This is a genomic window from Streptomyces sp. NPDC048185 (genome assembly GCF_043202495.1).
In the GTDB taxonomy this organism is placed as follows: domain Bacteria; phylum Actinomycetota; class Actinomycetes; order Streptomycetales; family Streptomycetaceae; genus Streptomyces.
This window is the reverse complement of the sequence record NZ_JBIDAN010000012.1, coordinates 48,342-66,003: the sequence shown is the minus strand read 5'-3', so window position 1 is coordinate 66,003 and position 17,662 is coordinate 48,342. Positions and strand designations below refer to the sequence as shown.

General features: G+C 67.8%; 20 protein-coding genes and 3 pseudogenes (1 of these 23 running past the window's edge). 12 read left to right on the top strand and 11 right to left on the bottom strand.

Annotated elements, in window-relative coordinates:
* Positions 1-497 carry the 5' portion of an endonuclease domain-containing protein gene (locus ACGF3H_RS29100; RefSeq protein ID WP_393816555.1) on the bottom strand. It extends 199 nt beyond the left edge of the window, so the window shows 497 of its 696 coding nt (coding positions 1-497); its start codon is at positions 495-497; its stop codon lies off the left edge, out of view.
* 228 nt (positions 498-725) lie between these two features.
* Between ACGF3H_RS29100 and ACGF3H_RS29095 the strand changes: the two genes are divergently transcribed.
* Positions 726-1,088 (top strand): hypothetical protein, encoded by a 363-nt coding sequence (locus ACGF3H_RS29095; RefSeq protein WP_362499729.1) that lies wholly within the window; start codon positions 726-728, stop codon positions 1,086-1,088.
* A 752-nt stretch (positions 1,089-1,840) separates the two neighbouring features.
* Here the strand turns inward: ACGF3H_RS29095 and ACGF3H_RS29090 are convergent.
* Positions 1,841-2,236 (bottom strand): annotated as a pseudogene (locus ACGF3H_RS29090) (transposase); the annotation flags it as partial.
* Between the two features lie 388 nt (positions 2,237-2,624).
* Here ACGF3H_RS29090 and ACGF3H_RS29085 point away from each other — a divergent pair.
* A complete protein-coding gene (locus tag ACGF3H_RS29085; RefSeq protein ID WP_362499728.1) occupies positions 2,625-3,860 on the top strand; it encodes an IS110 family transposase in 1,236 nt (411 codons plus the stop codon).
* Here the strand turns inward: ACGF3H_RS29085 and ACGF3H_RS29080 are convergent.
* Both ACGF3H_RS29080 and ACGF3H_RS29075 read right to left on the bottom strand, forming a co-directional pair.
* Positions 3,857-4,249, bottom strand: a complete 393-nt coding sequence (locus tag ACGF3H_RS29080; RefSeq protein ID WP_030223453.1) for a hypothetical protein — start codon at positions 4,247-4,249, stop codon at positions 3,857-3,859. The two genes, ACGF3H_RS29085 and ACGF3H_RS29080, sit on opposite strands and share 4 nt — an antisense overlap.
* Before the next feature lie 142 nt (positions 4,250-4,391).
* Positions 4,392-4,763: pseudogene (locus ACGF3H_RS29075) on the bottom strand (transposase family protein); the annotation flags it as partial.
* Between the two features lie 34 nt (positions 4,764-4,797).
* Between ACGF3H_RS29075 and ACGF3H_RS29070 the strand changes: the two are divergent.
* On the top strand, positions 4,798-5,220 hold the full coding sequence (locus tag ACGF3H_RS29070) for a hypothetical protein (RefSeq protein ID WP_362499727.1): 423 nt from the start codon (positions 4,798-4,800) through the stop codon (positions 5,218-5,220).
* A gap of 58 nt (positions 5,221-5,278) precedes the next feature.
* On the opposite strand, the gene ACGF3H_RS29065 is transcribed toward ACGF3H_RS29070, so the two are convergent.
* The 3 genes from ACGF3H_RS29065 to ACGF3H_RS29055 all read right to left on the bottom strand — a co-directional run bounded on the left by ACGF3H_RS29065 (position 5,279) and on the right by ACGF3H_RS29055 (position 8,304).
* On the bottom strand, positions 5,279-6,166 hold the full coding sequence (locus ACGF3H_RS29065) for a helix-turn-helix transcriptional regulator (RefSeq protein ID WP_362499726.1): 888 nt from the start codon (positions 6,164-6,166) through the stop codon (positions 5,279-5,281).
* Positions 6,167-6,250: 84 nt separating this feature from the next.
* Positions 6,251-7,159 carry an alpha/beta hydrolase gene (locus ACGF3H_RS29060; RefSeq protein ID WP_362499725.1) on the bottom strand — a complete coding sequence of 303 codons (909 nt, stop codon included), beginning with the start codon at positions 7,157-7,159 and terminating at the stop codon, positions 6,251-6,253.
* Between the two features lie 467 nt (positions 7,160-7,626).
* Complete coding sequence (locus ACGF3H_RS29055; protein WP_362499724.1) at positions 7,627-8,304, bottom strand: hypothetical protein; 678 nt, start codon at positions 8,302-8,304, stop codon at positions 7,627-7,629.
* Positions 8,305-8,596: 292 nt separating this feature from the next.
* Between ACGF3H_RS29055 and ACGF3H_RS29050 the strand changes: the two genes are divergently transcribed.
* Positions 8,597-8,767, top strand: a complete 171-nt coding sequence (locus ACGF3H_RS29050; protein ID WP_393816554.1) for a hypothetical protein — start codon at positions 8,597-8,599, stop codon at positions 8,765-8,767.
* A gap of 208 nt (positions 8,768-8,975) precedes the next feature.
* On the opposite strand, the gene ACGF3H_RS29045 is transcribed toward ACGF3H_RS29050, so the two are convergent.
* Positions 8,976-9,584 carry a hypothetical protein gene (locus ACGF3H_RS29045; RefSeq protein WP_362499723.1) on the bottom strand — a complete coding sequence of 203 codons (609 nt, stop codon included), beginning with the start codon at positions 9,582-9,584 and terminating at the stop codon, positions 8,976-8,978.
* 22 nt (positions 9,585-9,606) lie between these two features.
* Between ACGF3H_RS29045 and ACGF3H_RS29040 the strand changes: the two genes are divergently transcribed.
* The 5 genes and pseudogenes from ACGF3H_RS29040 (at position 9,607) to ACGF3H_RS29020 (ending at position 14,731) form a co-directional block, all read left to right on the top strand.
* Positions 9,607-10,029: a S1 family peptidase gene (locus tag ACGF3H_RS29040; RefSeq protein ID WP_362499722.1), complete on the top strand. Its 423-nt coding sequence runs from the start codon at positions 9,607-9,609 to the stop codon at positions 10,027-10,029.
* A gap of 200 nt (positions 10,030-10,229) precedes the next feature.
* Positions 10,230-11,141 carry a hypothetical protein gene (locus tag ACGF3H_RS29035; protein WP_362499720.1) on the top strand — a complete coding sequence of 304 codons (912 nt, stop codon included), beginning with the start codon at positions 10,230-10,232 and terminating at the stop codon, positions 11,139-11,141.
* 360 nt (positions 11,142-11,501) lie between these two features.
* A complete protein-coding gene (locus ACGF3H_RS29030) occupies positions 11,502-13,517 on the top strand; it encodes a hypothetical protein (protein WP_362499718.1) in 2,016 nt (671 codons plus the stop codon).
* 304 nt (positions 13,518-13,821) lie between these two features.
* Positions 13,822-14,379, top strand: a pseudogene (locus ACGF3H_RS29025) (transposase); the annotation flags it as partial.
* 31 nt (positions 14,380-14,410) lie between these two features.
* Positions 14,411-14,731: a MafI family immunity protein gene (locus tag ACGF3H_RS29020; protein WP_362499716.1), complete on the top strand. Its 321-nt coding sequence runs from the start codon at positions 14,411-14,413 to the stop codon at positions 14,729-14,731.
* Positions 14,732-14,765: 34 nt separating this feature from the next.
* Here ACGF3H_RS29020 and ACGF3H_RS29015 read toward each other — a convergent pair whose 3' ends face one another.
* From ACGF3H_RS29015 to ACGF3H_RS29005, 3 genes are all read right to left on the bottom strand, one after another.
* Entirely contained in the window at positions 14,766-15,104 is a 339-nt protein-coding gene (locus tag ACGF3H_RS29015) for a DUF6233 domain-containing protein (protein ID WP_362499715.1), read from the bottom strand.
* 78 nt (positions 15,105-15,182) lie between these two features.
* On the bottom strand, positions 15,183-15,458 hold the full coding sequence (locus tag ACGF3H_RS29010; protein WP_362499713.1) for a hypothetical protein: 276 nt from the start codon (positions 15,456-15,458) through the stop codon (positions 15,183-15,185).
* A 176-nt stretch (positions 15,459-15,634) separates the two neighbouring features.
* Positions 15,635-15,889 carry a biotin/lipoyl-containing protein gene (locus tag ACGF3H_RS29005; protein WP_362499711.1) on the bottom strand — a complete coding sequence of 85 codons (255 nt, stop codon included), beginning with the start codon at positions 15,887-15,889 and terminating at the stop codon, positions 15,635-15,637.
* Between the two features lie 407 nt (positions 15,890-16,296).
* On the opposite strand from ACGF3H_RS29005, the gene trxA reads away from it, so the two are divergent.
* From trxA to ACGF3H_RS28990, 3 genes are all read left to right on the top strand, one after another.
* Positions 16,297-16,623 (top strand): thioredoxin TrxA, encoded by a 327-nt coding sequence (gene trxA, locus ACGF3H_RS29000; RefSeq protein ID WP_362499709.1) that lies wholly within the window; start codon positions 16,297-16,299, stop codon positions 16,621-16,623.
* Positions 16,624-16,734: 111 nt separating this feature from the next.
* A complete protein-coding gene (locus ACGF3H_RS28995; protein WP_362499707.1) occupies positions 16,735-16,914 on the top strand; it encodes a hypothetical protein in 180 nt (59 codons plus the stop codon).
* A gap of 262 nt (positions 16,915-17,176) precedes the next feature.
* Entirely contained in the window at positions 17,177-17,638 is a 462-nt protein-coding gene (locus ACGF3H_RS28990; protein WP_362499705.1) for a hypothetical protein, read from the top strand.
* Positions 17,639-17,662 lie beyond the last annotated feature (24 nt).

The window sequence follows — 17,662 nt, the reverse complement described above, 5'->3', positions numbered from 1 at the left end:
CGCCCCGCCCCCCCCCCCCCCCCCGCGCCCGCCCCGCCCCCCCCCCCCCCCCCCCCCCCCCCCCGCCCCGCCCCGCCCCCCCCCCCGGCCAGGTAGGCGTTCATGCGCGGCCAGTCGCGCCTGTCGTCCGGCAGTTGTTCGTACCAGGAGACGCCTCGCATGTTGCAAGGCTTGCAGAGCAGGCCGCGAACACAGCGCCCGCAGGACCCCACCCTGTTGCAGCAGGCATGATCGTGGTCTATCTGCCAGTACGAGATGCCTTCCATCCCGTTGTCGCCGGGGTATTCGCCGCAGATTGCGCACGAGTCGTCCTGGACTCTCAGGATGGCGTTCATCTTTTGGATCGTGATGCCGTATCGGCGAGCCTGCCGGTAGGCGGGGCCGCACTCGGCGCAGTGCCCTTTCGCCCTTCCCGGCTCCTCGAAGTCGATCAGGTCGTCACACGCCTCGCACCAGGCTTCCGGGCTGAACTCATCAACAACACGCTTACGTCCCACGGGCGGACCGTATCGCTGAGGTATGACAACACCCCCGCTCTGTTTGAGAGCGGGCCCCGTGGCTCCCGCCGTTCAGCGGGGTAGAGCCGGCCACTCCGAGAGGCCGCCATCCCCAGGGGCTCGCAGGAGAAGCGGAGGGCACCCGAGCGCGAGCGGTACGCGCGATTTCCCACCGTCACGCCGAGGCAGCCATGTGCTGCCTCGGTCTCTCGACAGGAGGTCGCCCTCGTGGCAGTTGCCCACCCCTTCGCCATGCACTACCAGCAGACGTGGGAGGAGCGCGCCGGTAACTCTCGCCTCCCTCTGTGGTTTCGCGTCGCCTCGCTCGCCTACGGCCGCCACCTCCGGAACGGCCACGCCAATTTCCGGCCCGGTGAGGTCGCCACCTGCCTGATGACCATCGAGCCGAGCACGGGCGAGATCACGCAGCCCACCCGGCAACAGGTCAGCCGAGCGATCAAGGCCGCCGTCTACTACGGCTTCCTCGCTCCGGATTCCGGCAGTGAGTGTCTGGTAGTCCCTGCCCACAGCATCCGGGGCGGCCGAGGAACCGAGGCGACCGAGCACATGCAGTGCCCCGTCCATGTGTAGAAGGCCGAGGCCGCGCGAATGCGCGCCGCGCGGTGTTCGCGGAGGGCGCGAGCCTGGACTGGTCGGCGGTCTACCTGCGGGACCAGTTGCACGGCGCTGCTCAACTGCCGGCAGTCTCCCACCGGGGGGTGACACCCAGCAGGGTGCGTGCCCGTGCCAGTGCGGAGGCGGTGGTCGCCTCGGTGACGGGCCGGGTGGCCGCGCCGTAGACGCTGCTGCTGGGCCGTTACGATCAGGCGGGCCGGCTGCGGTTCATCGCGCGGACGGCATCCCTGTCGGCGACGGCGCGGCGCGAGGTCGGCAGCCTGCTCTCCCCGGGCGGCGCCGAGCATCCGTGGCAGCACCGCCGTTTCTCCGTCGGCTGGGGCGCCCGCGAGGCGCTCGACCACCGGCCGGTCGTGCCCGACGTCGTGGTCGAGTTCGCCGGGGACACCGCGGTGGACGAGGGTCGCTACCGCCACCTCGTCCGCTACCTGCGCATTCGAGCCGAGATGCATCCGATGCAAGTGCCGAAGTTCGGCGAATCGGACGAACCGCCAGCTGAGGGCGGTGCTCGGACATAGCAGTAGCACCGCTGAACTGGCTCCTCAGGAGGCCAGCACTGTGGTGCCTCGATGTTGCATTCAACGCAACAAAGGGGATGCGCTGCCTGTAATGATCTCGGAGGCCGCCAGCGGGCCAGACTAAAGGCTGTCCCGTAACTGATCTCGAGGTCGGTTTTGACATGGTCGACCGCTGCATGAACTCACTTGTCATCCAGCGAGGTTGAGGTTGTGCAGGCGAGCGATGCCGAGCATGGCGTAGTGGATGCCGTCGCCCTTGAGGCGGCAGTCGCGCAGGATCTTCCAGCTCTTCATGCGGGCGAAGGCGTGCTCGACGCGGGCCCGGACGCGCTTGTGGGAGCGGTTGTGTTCTTCCTTCCAAGCAGGCAGACCCTCGCTCTTGGACCTGCGGTGCGGGATGACCAGGCCGGTGCCCTGGTAGCCGCCGTCGGCGATGGTCACGGTCTTGCCGACGGCGTCCTTGGCACCGGATTCCTCCCAGCCGCGGGAGTCGTGCCGGTTGCCGGGCAGAGGACGGCCGACCACGACGACCAGCCGGGTGTCGGCGTCGATGACGACCTGGTGGGCTGTGGAGTAGCGGTAGTTCTAATAGGTCACCGGTGGCCCCGAGCGCGTAAGCGCAAGAGGCACCATGCGAGGCGGGAAGCTGCTTCCCTTCCAGGACTGGTTCCACCTCGCACCTTGCCCTGCCGGGCGGAGACCTTCGGTAGTTCCGGGACCTTGATCTCTCGTCTAAGACCGGTCCCGTCCGGCAGAAGCTCGGATCAGCGGTATTCATGTCCTCAGCCCGCCGACAGGGGCCACCTCTCAGCAGTTCGCGAGCCCCATGAGCTCTCCAGCAGACCGAGGTCCCTGTCGGTCGCTGGAGACACGAACGGCTCATGAGATGGCGTGCCTGGAGCACTTCTATTAGAGCGCCGCGTGCTCTGCATGGGACTGGACTGAGCTGCAGATTCGTACGGAGGTAACCGGCTTGAATAAGATCTTTTGCGGCATCGACTGGGCGGAGGGCCACCACGACATAGCCCTCGTCGACCAGGACGGAACCCAGGTGGCCAAGCTGCGGATCAGCGACGACAGCGCGGGCTTCTACGCACTTATAGAGCTCCTGACCCAGCACGGTGACAGCGCAGAGGACCCGATTCCTGTCGCCATCGAGACGCCGCGCGGGCTCCTCGTCGCCGGCCTGCGGGCCACCGGCCGCCAGATCTACGCGATCAACCCACTGGCCGCAGCCCGCTATCGCGATCGCGGCAGCGTCTCTCGAGCCAAGTCAGACGCAGCGGACGCCCGGGTGCTGGCCAACATCCTGCGCACCGATCGACACGCCCATCGTCCCTTGCCTGACGACAGCGAGGCCGGACAGGCCGTCGCCGTTCTGGCCCGCGCTCATCAGGATGCAATCTGGGACCGGCAGCAGATGATCAACCGGCTCCGGTCACATCTGCGCGAGTACTACCCAGCTGCCCTTGCCGCTTTCCACGGCGCCGGCAAGCCCGGACTCGACTCACCACGCGCCCGCGTGATCCTAACTGCCGCACCCACGTCGGCCGACGCCGCCAGGCTGACCCGCAGCCAGTTGCGTGCGCTGCTCAAACGGGGCGAGCGCCCACGCTGCGGAATCGAAGCCGAAGTCGAGCGGCTTCGGGCAATCTTCCGAGCCGACTACCTGCGGCAACTGCCGCAGGTCGATAAGGCTCTGGGACGTCAGACAGTGGCGCTCGTCCGACAGGTCGACGCTGCCTGCCTCAGCGTCACTCAGCTCGCGGCGGCGACGGAAGAGGCATTCCTTGCACACCCTGACGCAGACATCATCACAAGCTTCCCGGGGCTGTCTGTGCTGTCCGGGGCACGCGTCCTCGCCGAGATCGGAGACGACCGCGAACGCTTCGCGGACGCCAGAGCCCTGAAGGCATACGCCGGCGCGGCACCCGTGACGCGAGCCTCCGGGCGAAGCCACGTGGTCGTGGCCCGGACCGTCAAAAACCAGCGACTGGCCTCAGCCGGGCACATGTGGGCCTTTGCAGCCCTCCGAACGCAGGCTCCACGAGCCCACTACGACCGACGGAGAGCTGGTGGAGAACGCCATACCGCAGCTCTCAGGAACCTGTTCAACAAGCTGCTCGGCTGCCTCTACCACTGCCTGCGAAACCGCATGCTCTACGACCCCGAACGGGCCTTCGCCGCACCCGTCGCGCTCGCTGCCTAAAGCCGCGGGCCCACGAAGATGTCGACTGCGGCCGCGCTCCAGCCAGGCTCGTCAACAGCGACACGGATCTGCCGCCTGCCCCCTTCACCGATGAGGCTCACGAAGCGCGTCACACCCATGACATCACCGATGACCAACCGTCCATCAGCCAACGAGATCGGACCCTCGAAGACGGTCGCGAAGGAAGGATCCGGCCCTGGCGCCTCGTCGAGCGGATCGGTGAAGAGCCGGACCTTGATGAGTCGAACCTGAGCCTGAACCCGAATTGCCACATGAGTGTCACACCCGACTGCGGCCTCGCCTCTCAGCTCCAATACCGGCAGCCAGTCGGTCGACCCCAACGCCAGAACAGGATGATTCACCCGGATCTCCACGCCGGCGACCTGCATATTCGACCCTCTCTGGTGTCCGCCTTACGACGCGCCGCGATGCTACCGGGTGGCTCCGACAGACGAGGCACCTCACCTCTGACCACTGGGGTCGGAGGTGAGACGGCCACACACTGAGTTGACCTCCGACGACATGAGATGTCTTCGACTGCTCGGCGATCGTGCGATCCCGGGTGGGGACCAGGGTGCCGTCCACGATGAGCACGGTGTCCTTCGCGAACCGCTTGTGCGGCTGGAGCGCGAGCTTGGGCCCGAGGTGGACGATGATCCGGTCGGCCGCCGACTTCGAGATGCCGAACAGCGGAGCGAGCTGGCGCATCGTCAAGTTCGTGCGCCAATACGCGACGACCAGCAGGATGCGGTCCTCCAGCGGCAGCCCCCAGGGGCGTCCGCGGTGCTCTTTGGCCGCAGTCTCGCGGCGCACAGCCGTCACCAGCTTGCCGAAACAGCGTGGGCTCAGCCCGGTGAACGGGGCTATCCAGGACGGCTCCGACGCCGTGATTACACCGGCCATCCGGAGATCATTTCAGTTGCCGGCACCCTTCCTCATGGCGATCCTGGGCTACGAACAACCAAGGGGGGACAAGGTGGGACTGATGCTCTTCCCGGGCGACGACGATGTGGCGAGTCCGGACGTCTCCTGGTCATACACCGGCTTCAGCATGTTCAGGAAGTGGTTGGCTCAGGCCGAGGGGTTCACCCTCACCGAAATGAACGGGTTCGGCGGAGAGCGCCAGTGGCGCAGTGTCTCCACCACGCTGGCGCCACTGCTCAACCATCCAGACGACGACGGCCCCGACCTGACGCCAGCTCAATGCGCGGCCATGCTGCCCCGTCTGGAAACGATTCTCGACCAGCAGCAGTCTGACGACAGCGACCCTGTCATCCGACGGCGCATCGAAGACGTCAGGCAGTTGATCACCGTCCTGCGGTTCTGCGTGGACAAGGACGCCGAGCTCATCTTCGGGTAGCCCCGGGAGCGCGGAGTGCCCCGCCCCGCGGGGATGGGCCGTGGTTACGGGACAACCTTTAAGCTCCGGCTCTCTTCTCGGTGTCGTTGCGGGCTGGTGCGGTTGCGAGCCAGGAGCTGAGGATGCGGAGCTTTTCGTGGGTGGGCGAGCCGGGCGCGCTTGACCACATGGTCAGGTGCTGGTCGGGGTCACCGGACCAGTGGAAGCTGTCCCAGTCGAAGGTGAGGTCTCCGAGGTCGGGGTGGCGGATGGTCTTGGTGCCGAACTTCGGTTGGGCGACGTTGCGGGCTGCCCACCATCGCCGGAACTGCGGGCTGACTACTGACATCTCTCCCACAAGCGAGGTCAGCTGCGGATCGGTGGGGTGGTCGGCGGCCTGCATGCGCAGCAGTGCGACGCCGTCGCGGGCCATCGCCTCCCAGTCGTCGTAGTAGTCCTTCATCCGGGGGTCGGTGAACAGCATCCGGATGTGGTTGCGCTCCTTGGCGGGCTTCTTGTCGATGTCGAGCAGGAGGGTCGCGGCGAGCGGGTTCCAGGCGAGGATGTCGAGGTACTTGCCCACCACGAACGCCGGGGTGTCGGTCAGCTGGTCCAGGAGGCGTTGCAGCTGTGGGCGTACCGGTGTCGAGCGGCTCCTGGGCGGGGTGCGGCGTTCGGCCTGCCGGGCGAGGTTCTCGGCGTAGGTGCGCTGGTCGGGTGTGAGGCGCAGAGCGTCACAGAGGGCTTCGAGAACGGGTTCGGAGGGGGCGAGCCGTCCTTGCTCGATACGGGCGTAGTAGTCCTGGCTGATCGCGACCAGCGCCGCGACCTCTTCGCGCCGCAGTCCGGACACGCGGCGGGACCCAGGCTCTCCCGGGGGAAGCCCCAGGTCGGCGGGGTTGAGTTCGCTGCGGCGTGCCTTCAGGAACTGGCCGAGCTCTTCGAGGTGCGGGCTCTTCGCGCTCATGTCTTTCACAGCCTTCGGCCGTGCTCCGGGATCAGTCGTGGTCCCGGGACACGGCGCCTCGCGGGGCAGGTGGGGGGCCGGGGGTCACGCCGGCTGGCTCTCGGTGAGGTGGGTGCGGAAGAAGCGGGTCACGTGCGCGACGGCGTTGTCGATCTGCTTCGGCGAGTCGTAGTAGTTGTAGTGATTCCCGTCGGACCAGACGAGTTCCTTGGGGCCCTGGACGGACTCGTGGAGCTTTTTGGCGTTCTCGGGCAGGGCGCTGTCGTTGGAGTGCACGACGATCGTCGGGGTGGTGACGGACGGGGCTTGGCCCAGCGCGTCGAGGGTGAGCCAGGTCGTCCACGAGGAGACGTCCAGATCGTTCCTGTACTGCGGAACGTTGCCGCGTGAGGCGTTGGTGTAGTAGTCGTAGGCGCCCTCGACCGGGGTGTAGTTCGCCGCGTCCTTGTCGGTCTCGCTGTAGACCGTGATGAGGGTCGCCTCGCCGCTCTCCTCGTACCTCTTCCGTGCCGCGGTCGCCTGCTCGCGGCGCGCGGCCAGGCCGTCCTCGCCGTAGGTATTGGTAAACACGGCCGGGTCGGCGAGGAACCCGGCGATCGTCGCCAGACCCTTGAGGCGCGGGTCCTGTGCGGCAAGGTAGACGCCGTTGCTCGCCGACGTGCAGACCCCGACCATGCCGACGGCCTGCACGTAGGGGAGCCCGGTCAAGTAGGTGACCGCCGCCTTCAGATCACTGAGCTTCTCGGCCGGCGACTCGTACTGGCGCGGCTGGCCCTCGCTCTCTCCGTAGTGCGCGTAGTCGAAGCTCAGAGCGACGAAGCCCTGCCCGGCGAACCTCTCCGCGTAGGTCCCCGCCATCTGCTCCTTGACCGAGGTGAACGACCCCTGCACGATCACGGCCGGGTAGCGGCCATTCTCATCGAAGCCGTCCGGGGTGAACAGGTTGCCCACCAGGGTCACACCGTCACGGTCAAAGCTGATCTTGCGCTGCACTCTGTACTCCTCGATCAATGGTGCTCTCCCGCACTACAGAGCCCGACACCGGCGCGGGAGCGGCTGGGCGTCCACTGGCTGGTCGCCACGTTTCGAGAGTGCCCCCCGTGCGGCTTGTCCACAATGGGAAGGATCTTTCCTAGGCACCGTGCTCATGCCTCGGGACAGCACAATGAGCAGACCTGCCGTCTTGACCAGCGACAACAGTCCGGCCGACCCTCCGGCCCCCATCACGTTCTGTTACATGATCTGTGGCGAGACGGCCACATCGCCTGGAGCGGCAGTGAAGGGCTGCGCCTTGGCTCGCGATCGTCCGGTGTGCTTACGACTGTGCGTGCGGAATAGCTCCGGATCCGAATACGTACCTGGTGCCAGCTGTACGCGACGACATCAGCCCAGAGCAGCTGCCGCCCCCAGGTGTGTAGCCCGGCGCCACGCCCGCCCCCCTCGGGGCGGACCAGGACGGGTCAGCTGCAGTCGGCGAGGAAGCGGCCTTCGCGGTGGTCGGGGCTGAGGAAGAGGAATCCGCTGCCGTAGCCGAAGTTGAGGAAGAAGGGATCGTCGCCCGGTTCCTCGCCGCGGTCGGTGAACTGGCACAGGAACAGCCACGCATCGTCGTCGAGGCCCCAGGCGCGGCCGTTGGGCAGTACCGCGGTGCCGCCGAGGAAGTCTTCGGGTTCGTCGCCGGACGGCAGGCCGACCTCCGGGCCCTCGTGCCGGATGAACCGCCACCAGGCGGCGTGGTGGTCGGCTGCCGCACCCATGTCGGGCGGCACGGGCTCCAGTTCGACGAGCCATTCCACGGGGATCCGCGTCTCGTCACGGCCCCAGCGCCACAGTGACCGGCCCCGGGTCCCGACAGGCCCGATCACTGCGAACGGGGGCACTCTGCCGTCGGGCTGGATGAGCACGACGGTTTCACCGAACGTCGGGTCCATGCCCATGACCCCATCGTCTTCCTCCAGGAACAGGTACGCCAGACGTACCTCGTCCCCGGGCACCCGGAACTGGCCGATGAACACCAGCGGCTCGCCGGTCTGCGCATCCACCGGCCACGCCGGCTCCTGAAGCCACACCGGCTGCCCGCAGAACTTCGACACCGGTACCGTCACCGGCTCCTCGGCTTCCCGCAGACGCATCAGCATCCGAGGCAGGAAAGCGGCGTCATAGGGGCCCTGAGCCTGGCCCGTCGGTCGCGAGATCACCGCTGGACCGTACGACACGGCACCGACACATCGCGCAGGGGGCGCCCTGGTCTGCCGCCTCCACGGCGATGGCCCGCGTGGACGCCGCCCTGCGCGCCGTCCAGGACGTGTGGGCCGCAGGCAAGTCACTAGCAGACTTCTTCTGGCTGGATTGCGGCTTTCGGCTACGGACCCCGCCGCAGCTCCGATCATGGGTAAGCAGGCAGGCAGGACGCTGTTACGGGGAGCAGATGTGGACACGCGGAGCGACACCGACCAGCATCACGGGGCCGACTACACCGCCTACGTCGACCACCTGAAGAACTGCACCGAATGCGGGCGCACACGCTGCCCGGTCGGTGAGACCTTGTGTACTGCCTACCTCACCCGCGTCCGGACGATGACCCGCACGGCTCTTGCCTGACCGGCGACACCCAGCGCCGTGCCGCGGCTGCGGGACGCAGGACGGTGAGGTGAACAGAACCCTGGCCGTCAGCGCCGTGCGCGTTCGCAGCGTCTGTCGCTCGCGCCCACGGCAAAGTTCCAGAACAGGCACCGAGAGCCCGCGTCGGCGGGTGCCCCGCGCATCCGCACCAGCTGGTCCACCGAGGCGCAGATCCTGGGCGTCGGCGCTACCGCGGGCCTTGGCCCCGGCCCGGTGCGGGTGGGGGAGAGGGCCGCTGGGACGGTGGCCGTGGCGGCGACGGTGCGGTGGGCGGCTGCGCGGGCCGGGTGCGCTGTTCCCGGGCGGTCAGGAGCCGGTCGGCCATGGCGCGGATCTCCTCGGCCCGGTCGGCGTAGGGCCCGGCGGCGGCAGGCTGTGCGGTATCGGGGGCAAGCCGGTATCCGGCTTCGTCGTAGCGGGCCCGGTAGGCCGCGCTGGCCTCCTGTGGCCAGTGCGGTGCGATGGCCGCGGCGACCGGCTCCGTGAAGGCAGCGGTGTGCGTCACCGCCGGCTGCCCAGCCGCGCGCCAGGCCAGTGCGGCCACCTCGACCGCGATGTCGGCGCCGGCGAGGAAATCGATGCTGGACGGCAGGGCGGCGAAAGCGGGCAGGCCGGCGGCCGCCAACGGGTTCAGTGTGAACACCAGGTGGGTGGCCATCTGTACGGGGACCGCGTCCTGGAAGATCTCCTCATGGAAGGCATCCGCGAACGCCGCGTGCCGGGTGGTGTTCCAGTAGGTACGCGGCAGGTTGCCGTGCCCGAGGTGGAGCGGTGGCATTCCCCTCGGAAGAGCCATCGACTGGGTCTACGGCAACGACGTGAATCAGTCCGACTACGGAGTGGTGGAGTACAGCAACAGCGACGTCGCGCCGTACGGAACGGTCCAGTACAGGGACGGCTCGGAAGGGCAGATCTCGCGTTCTGCCTCCGCGTTCGATGGGGAGAAGGTCAAGCGCGTAGGGACCATGAGCCAGGACCTCGTGGGCATGGTGCTGGCGACGGACGCGACGGTCACCTACACCGACGGCACCACGCTCCGCCACATGATCGAGGCAAGCAACTGCACCGTGCATGGTGACAGCGGAGGCCCCCTGTTCAGCGGTGAGACGGCGCTGGGCATCAATTCGGGCGGCAGCTATGCCGACCAGCCCTGCGGGGATTCAGACAGCCAAGCGGACCGTTCCAGCTTCTACGAGCCGGTATACAAGGTGCTCTCCTGGGAAGGCCTGAAGGTCTATTAGGCCACGGACGACCTCTCGCTGCCTGCGCTCCTGCGACACCAACATGAATGCAGCAGGCGGCGAGAGGCCGTCAGTTGAACCCGAACGCGCCCCTCCGCGTCGAAGGTGTGGGACTGGGGCAGCGCTGGGCGCAGAAGAGCCCCCGCGCCCTTGTGTTCCGTAGCTACCCCCCACCCCCTTCGACCACCCCAGAGGACCTCATGAATACGCAGCCGAAGCGCTCCGTCTGCATGCTGTTGATATCACTCCTGAGCACGAGCCTCCTTGCAGGTTGCGGCAATGATCAGGGCACAGACGATGGTCATGCGAACGATCAATCGCTGCGCATGCAGGAGGAACGCGCCCGTCAAGTAGCCGATGCCTGGCGGGCATCTACGGCCGCCGCTGCCTGGGCGCAGGGCTACTACCCGATGGCCGACGCGGTGCAGAAGCCGGTATCCGGCTGGCACAGCAAGGCAGACGAGCGAGCCTACGAAACGAAGAACTTCGTCCTGGGTGGCGATCTGCCCAGCACGGCCCCCACCCACGGGAAGGTGGACTGGGGAAACGGGAAAGATCTCGCCCGCCCACTGATCGGGGCAAAGAAGGCATACCAGTCGTTCGCCCTCAACCGCAGCGCCGGCCCTCACCTGACCGTGACTGGGGCCCGGCTCGGTACGACAACCATCGTGACAAGCCGCGGCAAGGCAACCGTTCCTGCATGGCTGTTCACGCTGGAGGACTACGACACCCCGCTCAAGCGTGTCGCCGTAACCCCGTCGAAGCTTCCCAAGCCGCCGATCGGACAAGCCCGACAAGGGGCTACTGGCGGCCTCAGGAGCATCGCCCGGCTGGCCGGAACGGCGGCAGATGGTCGCTCCATAACGGTAAAGGCCACTCACGGATCCTGCGACGACGGCCCCAGCGTCAAAGCGCTGGAGACAGGCGAGAGCGTAGTGCTGTACGCCTCGATCAAGGGAGCCGAAAACGGCACATGCCCAGCCGACATGATCGAACAGAACGTGAGGGTCGAACTGTCGCAGCCGCTCGGTGACCGCATCCTCCTGGACGCCCTCACCGGCCGGCCAGTGCCGTTCGGAGACCCCAAGGGGACGGCACCGAGCTGGACGTAAGCGCAACATCATCCGCCTATCCCTGTACGCCGTCCACTCAGGAGTAGTTGCTGCCGAGCAACAGCGGAGGCAGGAGTTAAAGGTCCCACGCCTGCGCGTACCCCACCTCGACGACCATTGCCGCTCCACTTCCTGCAACATGCCTTGGTTCTGTGCTGAGCTGCAAGGTAGCCGCCGCCTGTGACAACGGCCCTGCTGGGCGGGCGCCGGGCCAGTCACCGTACGTTCGGCATACCCCCTGGCTCCCACAGTCGTCGCACACGGACCACGAGCCCCGGCGGTCCGACCGTCCTGCCCGTCTGGCGGGAGGCCGGCCGCTTTCCCGCTCCAGTGAGCCGCACCTGGTGGCAGCCTCCGTGCATGCCGGATACCGACGCCGCACGGCAGAAGGAGGCGAAGGGCGGGGGCGATCCCCTGGAGCCTGGTACTCCCGTGCCGCGCCTCTACTCGCTGACGACGCGCTACACCGATCAGTTCCTCGGCGGGCAGGACGGCCCGGACCTGCTGTCCGATGATGCGGTCGCCGCGCTGCACTTTGCTCTGACGGTCAGCAGTTCCAGCCCGCTGGCCGTCACCTGCCGTGCCACTGCCGACGGCCGCACCTGGACACGGCTGCCGCTGTGCGTCCTGCGTGCGGACGCGGTGAACGCCCTGCGGCAGGACGTGAAACCCCCCATGTACGCCGTCCCGCTCGACACCTCCCGCCCGAGGCCCAGCCGTCCTCGTGCGGCCCTGAGGCGTCTGATTGAGCACGCCCAGGCGAAGTGGCTGGACTCTGTGCTGCGCGTGCCTGTCGACGAGGTCTCGGCGTGGGTGCCTAACGAGCCGGCCACCGAGGACTGGGTCCGCGCCGGCCGGCTGTGGGCGGCTGTCTGGGGCGAACCCCCCAGCGACCCGGTCCTGGACCAGCTCCCCATCCCGACCAACACCCCCTCCACCACCCTCGGAAGAACGTTGCTGCGCGCCGAGGCCAACGCCGTCCTGGACGCGATAACCCTGGCTCGCACTCCCGCCACCGGTGACAGCTTTGCCGTCCTGCACGCCGCCTGGAAGCTCCTGCACGACCTCGACACGTGGACACTGGACCCGCGGTTCGGGCCCGGCACCGACCTGCGTACTCCTGTCGACCGGCTGTTGGAGCGCATCGCTGCCCTGCACCCCGACACCGCCGCGCCCCTGGCCGCCACCCGGGACCACCCCGACGCCGCCCGTATCCGGGCCACCGCCCACGCCTACCTGCAACGTGTGCTTGTGCTGTGGCCTCACACCGCTGACTGGACGGACCGGGCCCGCACCGCATACCTGAAAGAACACCTCGCCCTGCGCACCCCCGGCGGCGGGCCGCCGCCCGGCCCGCCCGAAACGCAGACGCAGGCACAGGCGGTGCTGCGCGCCGTGCTCACCCCCCTCACCGAACCACCGGCGCTCTCCCGTCACGAGGCCGCGGCGCTGTGGCGCAGCCACTCCGGCCGGGGCGCCGAGCAGGCCGCCTGGGACACAACCGACCACACGAACCGCATCGACGACCTCGCCCGCGCCCACACCACCGAGGGAACACCACGCCAGAGAGGCGAAGCCGTCGCAGCCGCCCAGCGAAACCTCACCGTGCTCACCCACCTCCACGACGAGCACCTGACCACCCACGCCGCCCGCGGACACCTGCACCAACTGGCCACCTCCCTCCGCGCCCTCGACCAGGCCCAGCGCACCTTCCACGAAGGCATCTGGGACATCGCCGCCGCACGCCGCGCCCAGCACGACCCCGCAAGGGGGCCCTGGAACGGCTACGACGAGCAACAGGCCACCGCCGACCTCACCCCCGCCCTCACCACCGGCGAAGCCCGCATCGCCCACCTGCGACAGAACCATCTCGACGCCACCCACCAAGCCCTCACCACCCTGATCCCGCAGCTCACCAACACCCCGAGGGACGGCCACCGCCACTACGCGATGCGCCAATACCTGGCCCCCCTAGACCTGCTGCGCCAGGACCTCAACACCCTGGCCTCACTCATCGACACACGACGCCGCACCTGCACCGAACTGCGCACCCGCCTGGACAAGGGCCCGCGCTACGGCCAGGACCCCGCCACCGCCCACGACCTGGCCGCCGCCGAAGAAGACCTGCGGAGCCTGGAGCGGCGCTACGCCGACACCCAGACCGAATTCGCCCTGTCCGTCACCCTCGGCCGCACCTTCGACCAGGTACGCAACCCCCCGCCCCCCGACGCAACTTCCGCAGCCCAGCACCCCGCCGGCGCCGCACCACGCCCCTCCCGCCGCACCGCCCCCTCCATATCGACAGGCCACGACCAGGCCACCGTCGCGGCGCTACGCCCGGGCCCTGCCGCTCACGGCAGGACGGCAGGCGCCTGACCGAGCTGCCGCGGCAGGCTCGCAGCCCGAACAGGCCCTCTCACACACGGCGCGCAGCATGCGGCCACGGCCGTCGACACGGCGGTACGGAGCGGCGTTCATGTACGTGACGTTCATCTGGTCAGCCCGAGACACCGGTGCACGATGCCCCGATACCCGTGACCCAGATGAGCACCCCGGGCCCCCCGCAAGCAGGGGATCCCGAGCCACAGCCCTTGGAGTCCCTTCGCATCTGCCCGCTCCCGGGCCCTCGCGGTTCGCTCGCACAGGGATCTGCGCTGCCCGGTCCTCTAGTGCTCTGACCGGCAAGGTTCGTCTCCGGCCCACCGCCGGCTCGTCCTGGGCCCGGGCCGGTCACCCCGAACGGCACCCTGCCACCTACCACCGCACCCACGGCGGCCGCTACTTCCACGGCTGCTATTCCGTAGGCGACGACACCCTCTGGGGCGTCAACCGCCGCAAGAAGGGAGCTGGCAACACCCTGGCCGCACTCAGGTCGATCCGTGCGGCCCGCCCGGACGGTGCCCCCATCTACGTCATCTTGGACAACCTCTCCGCCCACAAGGGCGACATGATCCGGCGCTGGGCGAAGAAGAACCGGGTCGAGCTGTGCTTCACGCCGACCTACGCGTCCTGGGCCAACCCGATAGAGGCCCACTTCGGGCCGCTGCGGCAGTTCACAGTCGCCAACTCCCACCACCGCAACCACACTGTCCAGACCCGGGCCCTGCACGCCTACCTGCGATGGCGCGACAAGAATGCCCGGCACCCTCATGTCCTTGCCGCCCAGCGCAAGGAGCGTGCTCGCATCCGCAGCGAGAAGGGCCTGCGCTGGGGCGGACGATCAACGAAAGTCGCGTGACCTCGGTCAGGGCACCGGCAACACTGGCGCCATGACCGATGATCGTGAGGCTCTGCAGGCCAGCTGGAATCAGACCCGTGACCACCTCGACGCCGCCCGGGCCCACCTCATACGCCTGCCGGACATCGATCTCTCAGCGACGCTGGAGTTCCTGGAGCACAACGAGCTGGGACTCGCCTTCGACTGCCTGGTCGATCTCGGTGACGACCGCGACCTGCCCCTCAGTTTCTGGCAGCACTTGGACCGAGCGGCTCGTGAGATGCGGCTTTACAGCGATGCGCTGCACAGGCCCCACCTCACGGCTGCCGACTTCTGCCGCCGTCACCTCGCTGCTGCCTCCGAGCAGGAATGATCCGCCAATCCGGCGAACCTTCCCGGTCAGAGCACTAGTCGAAGACACCCAGAGCGGTATCGGGACGGCACTGCGGGCACGGTTTGACCCCGTCCGCCAGGGCGCGCCGGGCTTCGTCCCGTGCGATGCCCTTGCTGCGCTTCCCCACATTCCAGCAGCCGCCGACGTGCACGTAGACCGGTGGGCTGTGTCCGTTCAGGCCGTGTTCCACAAGCCAGTCGGGCGGGGCCGGACTCGCCTCAACACCGCGCTGGTGCTCGGCCTCGCGGCGCTCCTCGTCGGCGATCCACCGCCGGGTGCGTTCCAGGTCACGCAGCTGCACGCGCTCCAGGAAGCGGAGCAGCACGAGACGGGTCGGACCTGGGTCGTTCACATGTTCGATTCTATGATGTGCTGGTCACGCAGCAATCCCAGGGGTGGGTGACCTCTGACAAACGATCTTGATCGATTGTCACTGGACTTTGACCGATAGCCGTCTACTGGGATCCGAGAGGGTGATGCGCATCGGGAATGTCTCGCGGACTCGGTTGGCGTGCCACTCCCAGAGGATGCGGTTGACGGCGGCCGCGTGCCGGAGGTCGAGGACAGCGACGATGAGGGCGTCGGCTTGCGTGCGCAGGCTACCCTTCTCCGCTGCTCGGTCGGCGCGGTCGGCGCGGTCGCGGGAGAGGTTGGTCAGTCGCCAGGCGATCGTCGCGATGACCAGGAGGTCGATGAGCTTGTCCACACGAAAAGCGTCACGGCGCCAGCCGGTGGGCGAGGTGCTGTTGCGGATCGGCAGCAGAGGGGGATCTGATCGTTGCAGGAGCCGCTACTCGCCGGCGGCCGCGCGGGCGAGTGCGCGCTGACGAGAGCGCGCCGGAGGTCTTCGGCGTCCAGTCGCGCAGTCCAGGCCGGCCCGCCCTACTTGATGGTGAACAGCGGCTGGTCGTACTCCACGGGAGCGCCGTGGTCAACCAGACGCTCCGCGATGACGCCGGCCCTTTCCGCCGGGATCTCGTTCATCAACCCCTGCGCCTCCACAATGCACAGCGTGTCGCCTTCTCGCACGGACTGGCCCACCGCCACGAAGGGACTTGCGTTCGGCTGCGGGGGCGCCGCATGAAGGGTCCCGACGAATGGAGACGCCACCACCTGCAACTCGCGGGATTCAGACATCACTTCAGCCCTTTCCGTAAGGCGATGAACCATCACAGTCCGTAATGGTGCAGACGTCAGCGGAGCCTAGCCGACCCCGCTTCCCGCAACTATCAACAGCGCAGCCTGCGGCATGCCGCAAGAAGAGGCCATCAGCGCCATCAGCGACCTCTGCCGAACGTCAAGATTGCTTGGCAATCGATCAAGATCGTTTGTCAGAGGTCAGTGGGTGTCCTCTGACAACGAAGTTGGACCGATTGCCAGTGAAGTTGAACCGGGCCCACGGCGTCTTCACGGAGGGCTCGCGTGGTGGTGAAGGTGCCTACACGGAGGCTGCTCTATTCGGCGGCGTTGAGTGGAAGCCATCACTACGGGAAGCGACGCTTGGGTGTGCTGCATCTCGTAGACAGCCGCCGTGAGGAGATCCGATGCCTGAGCAGATCGTGCATGTGACCGATGCGTCGTTCGAGGGAGATGTGCTCAAGTCAGACCGGCCCGTGCTGGTGGATTTCTGGGCGGCGTGGTGTGGCCCGTGCAAGGTGATCGCCCCGCATCTCGAAGAGGTGGCCGGGGACTACGGCGACAGGCTCAAGGTGGCAAAGATCAACGTGGACGAGAACCAGGCGACGTCAGCGGCGTACGGCATCCGAAGTATCCCCACCCTCATGCTGTTCAAGAACGGTGCCGGGGCGGGGACCAAAGTCGGTGCAATGTCAAAATTCCAGCTCACCGCGTTTGTCGACGCCCACCTCTGACCGCTGCAGGTCGCGTGTCCGGCTGCTTCCGATCACGCCGTAGTGGTCCACCTTCCTTGGCAATCGGTCCATGCTCAGTGTCAGAGGGCAGTGGGCGAACGGAGAGACGCCATGGAGCCCGCCGACCTGGTCACCCGGCACGGCATCAACCCTGCGTGCCTGGACCCGGCCCCGGCCCCTCCCGCACGCGCGCAGGCCCTCGCCCGCATCCAGGCGGTACTGCCCCGCATCTGCACGGTGTGCAGCGAGCAGGCAGCCGACGCCGGCCGCCGAGACGAGGAACCACGATGACTGCCCCTGTGCCGCCGCCCACCGAGCCTGACGCCTCCGCACGTATCTGCCCCGGCGACCAGATCGGCCCGTGCGTCGCATGCCGCCGCCCACCCACAAATACGGGCGTGGCGCCCGCTCGCCGGTGTGCGAGTACTGCGACGCGAAGGCCGTCGAGCGGTGGGGCAGGAAGCTGCGCGTCAGCTGATCCGGCCGTCGGGCCCGATGCCATACCTGACCATCAGGCACGGCAGGGCTGACGAGTACACCGCTGCGCTGGCTCGTGCAAGAGAGCCGCTCGGACACGTTCCAGCAGCATCCGGTTCTCCTTCAACTGCGGTCTGTTTCGCAGACCTGCTGGCTCGGCGGAGCGACTGCCTGCGACGATGCCCGGGTGAGCTATGACCTTGCGGTGTGGGACGGCGACCGCCCACACGATCATCATCAAGCGGGTGCGGTCTACGACGATCTCTACGAGCGCTTCCTGGAGTCGGATGCGGTCGTCGCGCCGCCGGTGCCGCGCATCACGGCCTACGTGGAAGCGCTCCTCGCGCGGTACCCGGACGACGCCGACCACGGCGTCGTATGGGCGTCGGCACCCGTCATGGAGGAGGCATCGGGCCCGATCGTGTACCTGGCCATCTCCTACGGCAAGGCCGACGACGTGTCCGAGTACGCCGCTGCGCTGGCTCGTGCACACGGCCTTGTCTGCTTCGATCCGCAGGGAGAATGCCTGCGGCCGTGAGCTGCTGCCGCTGCTACTGCGTGA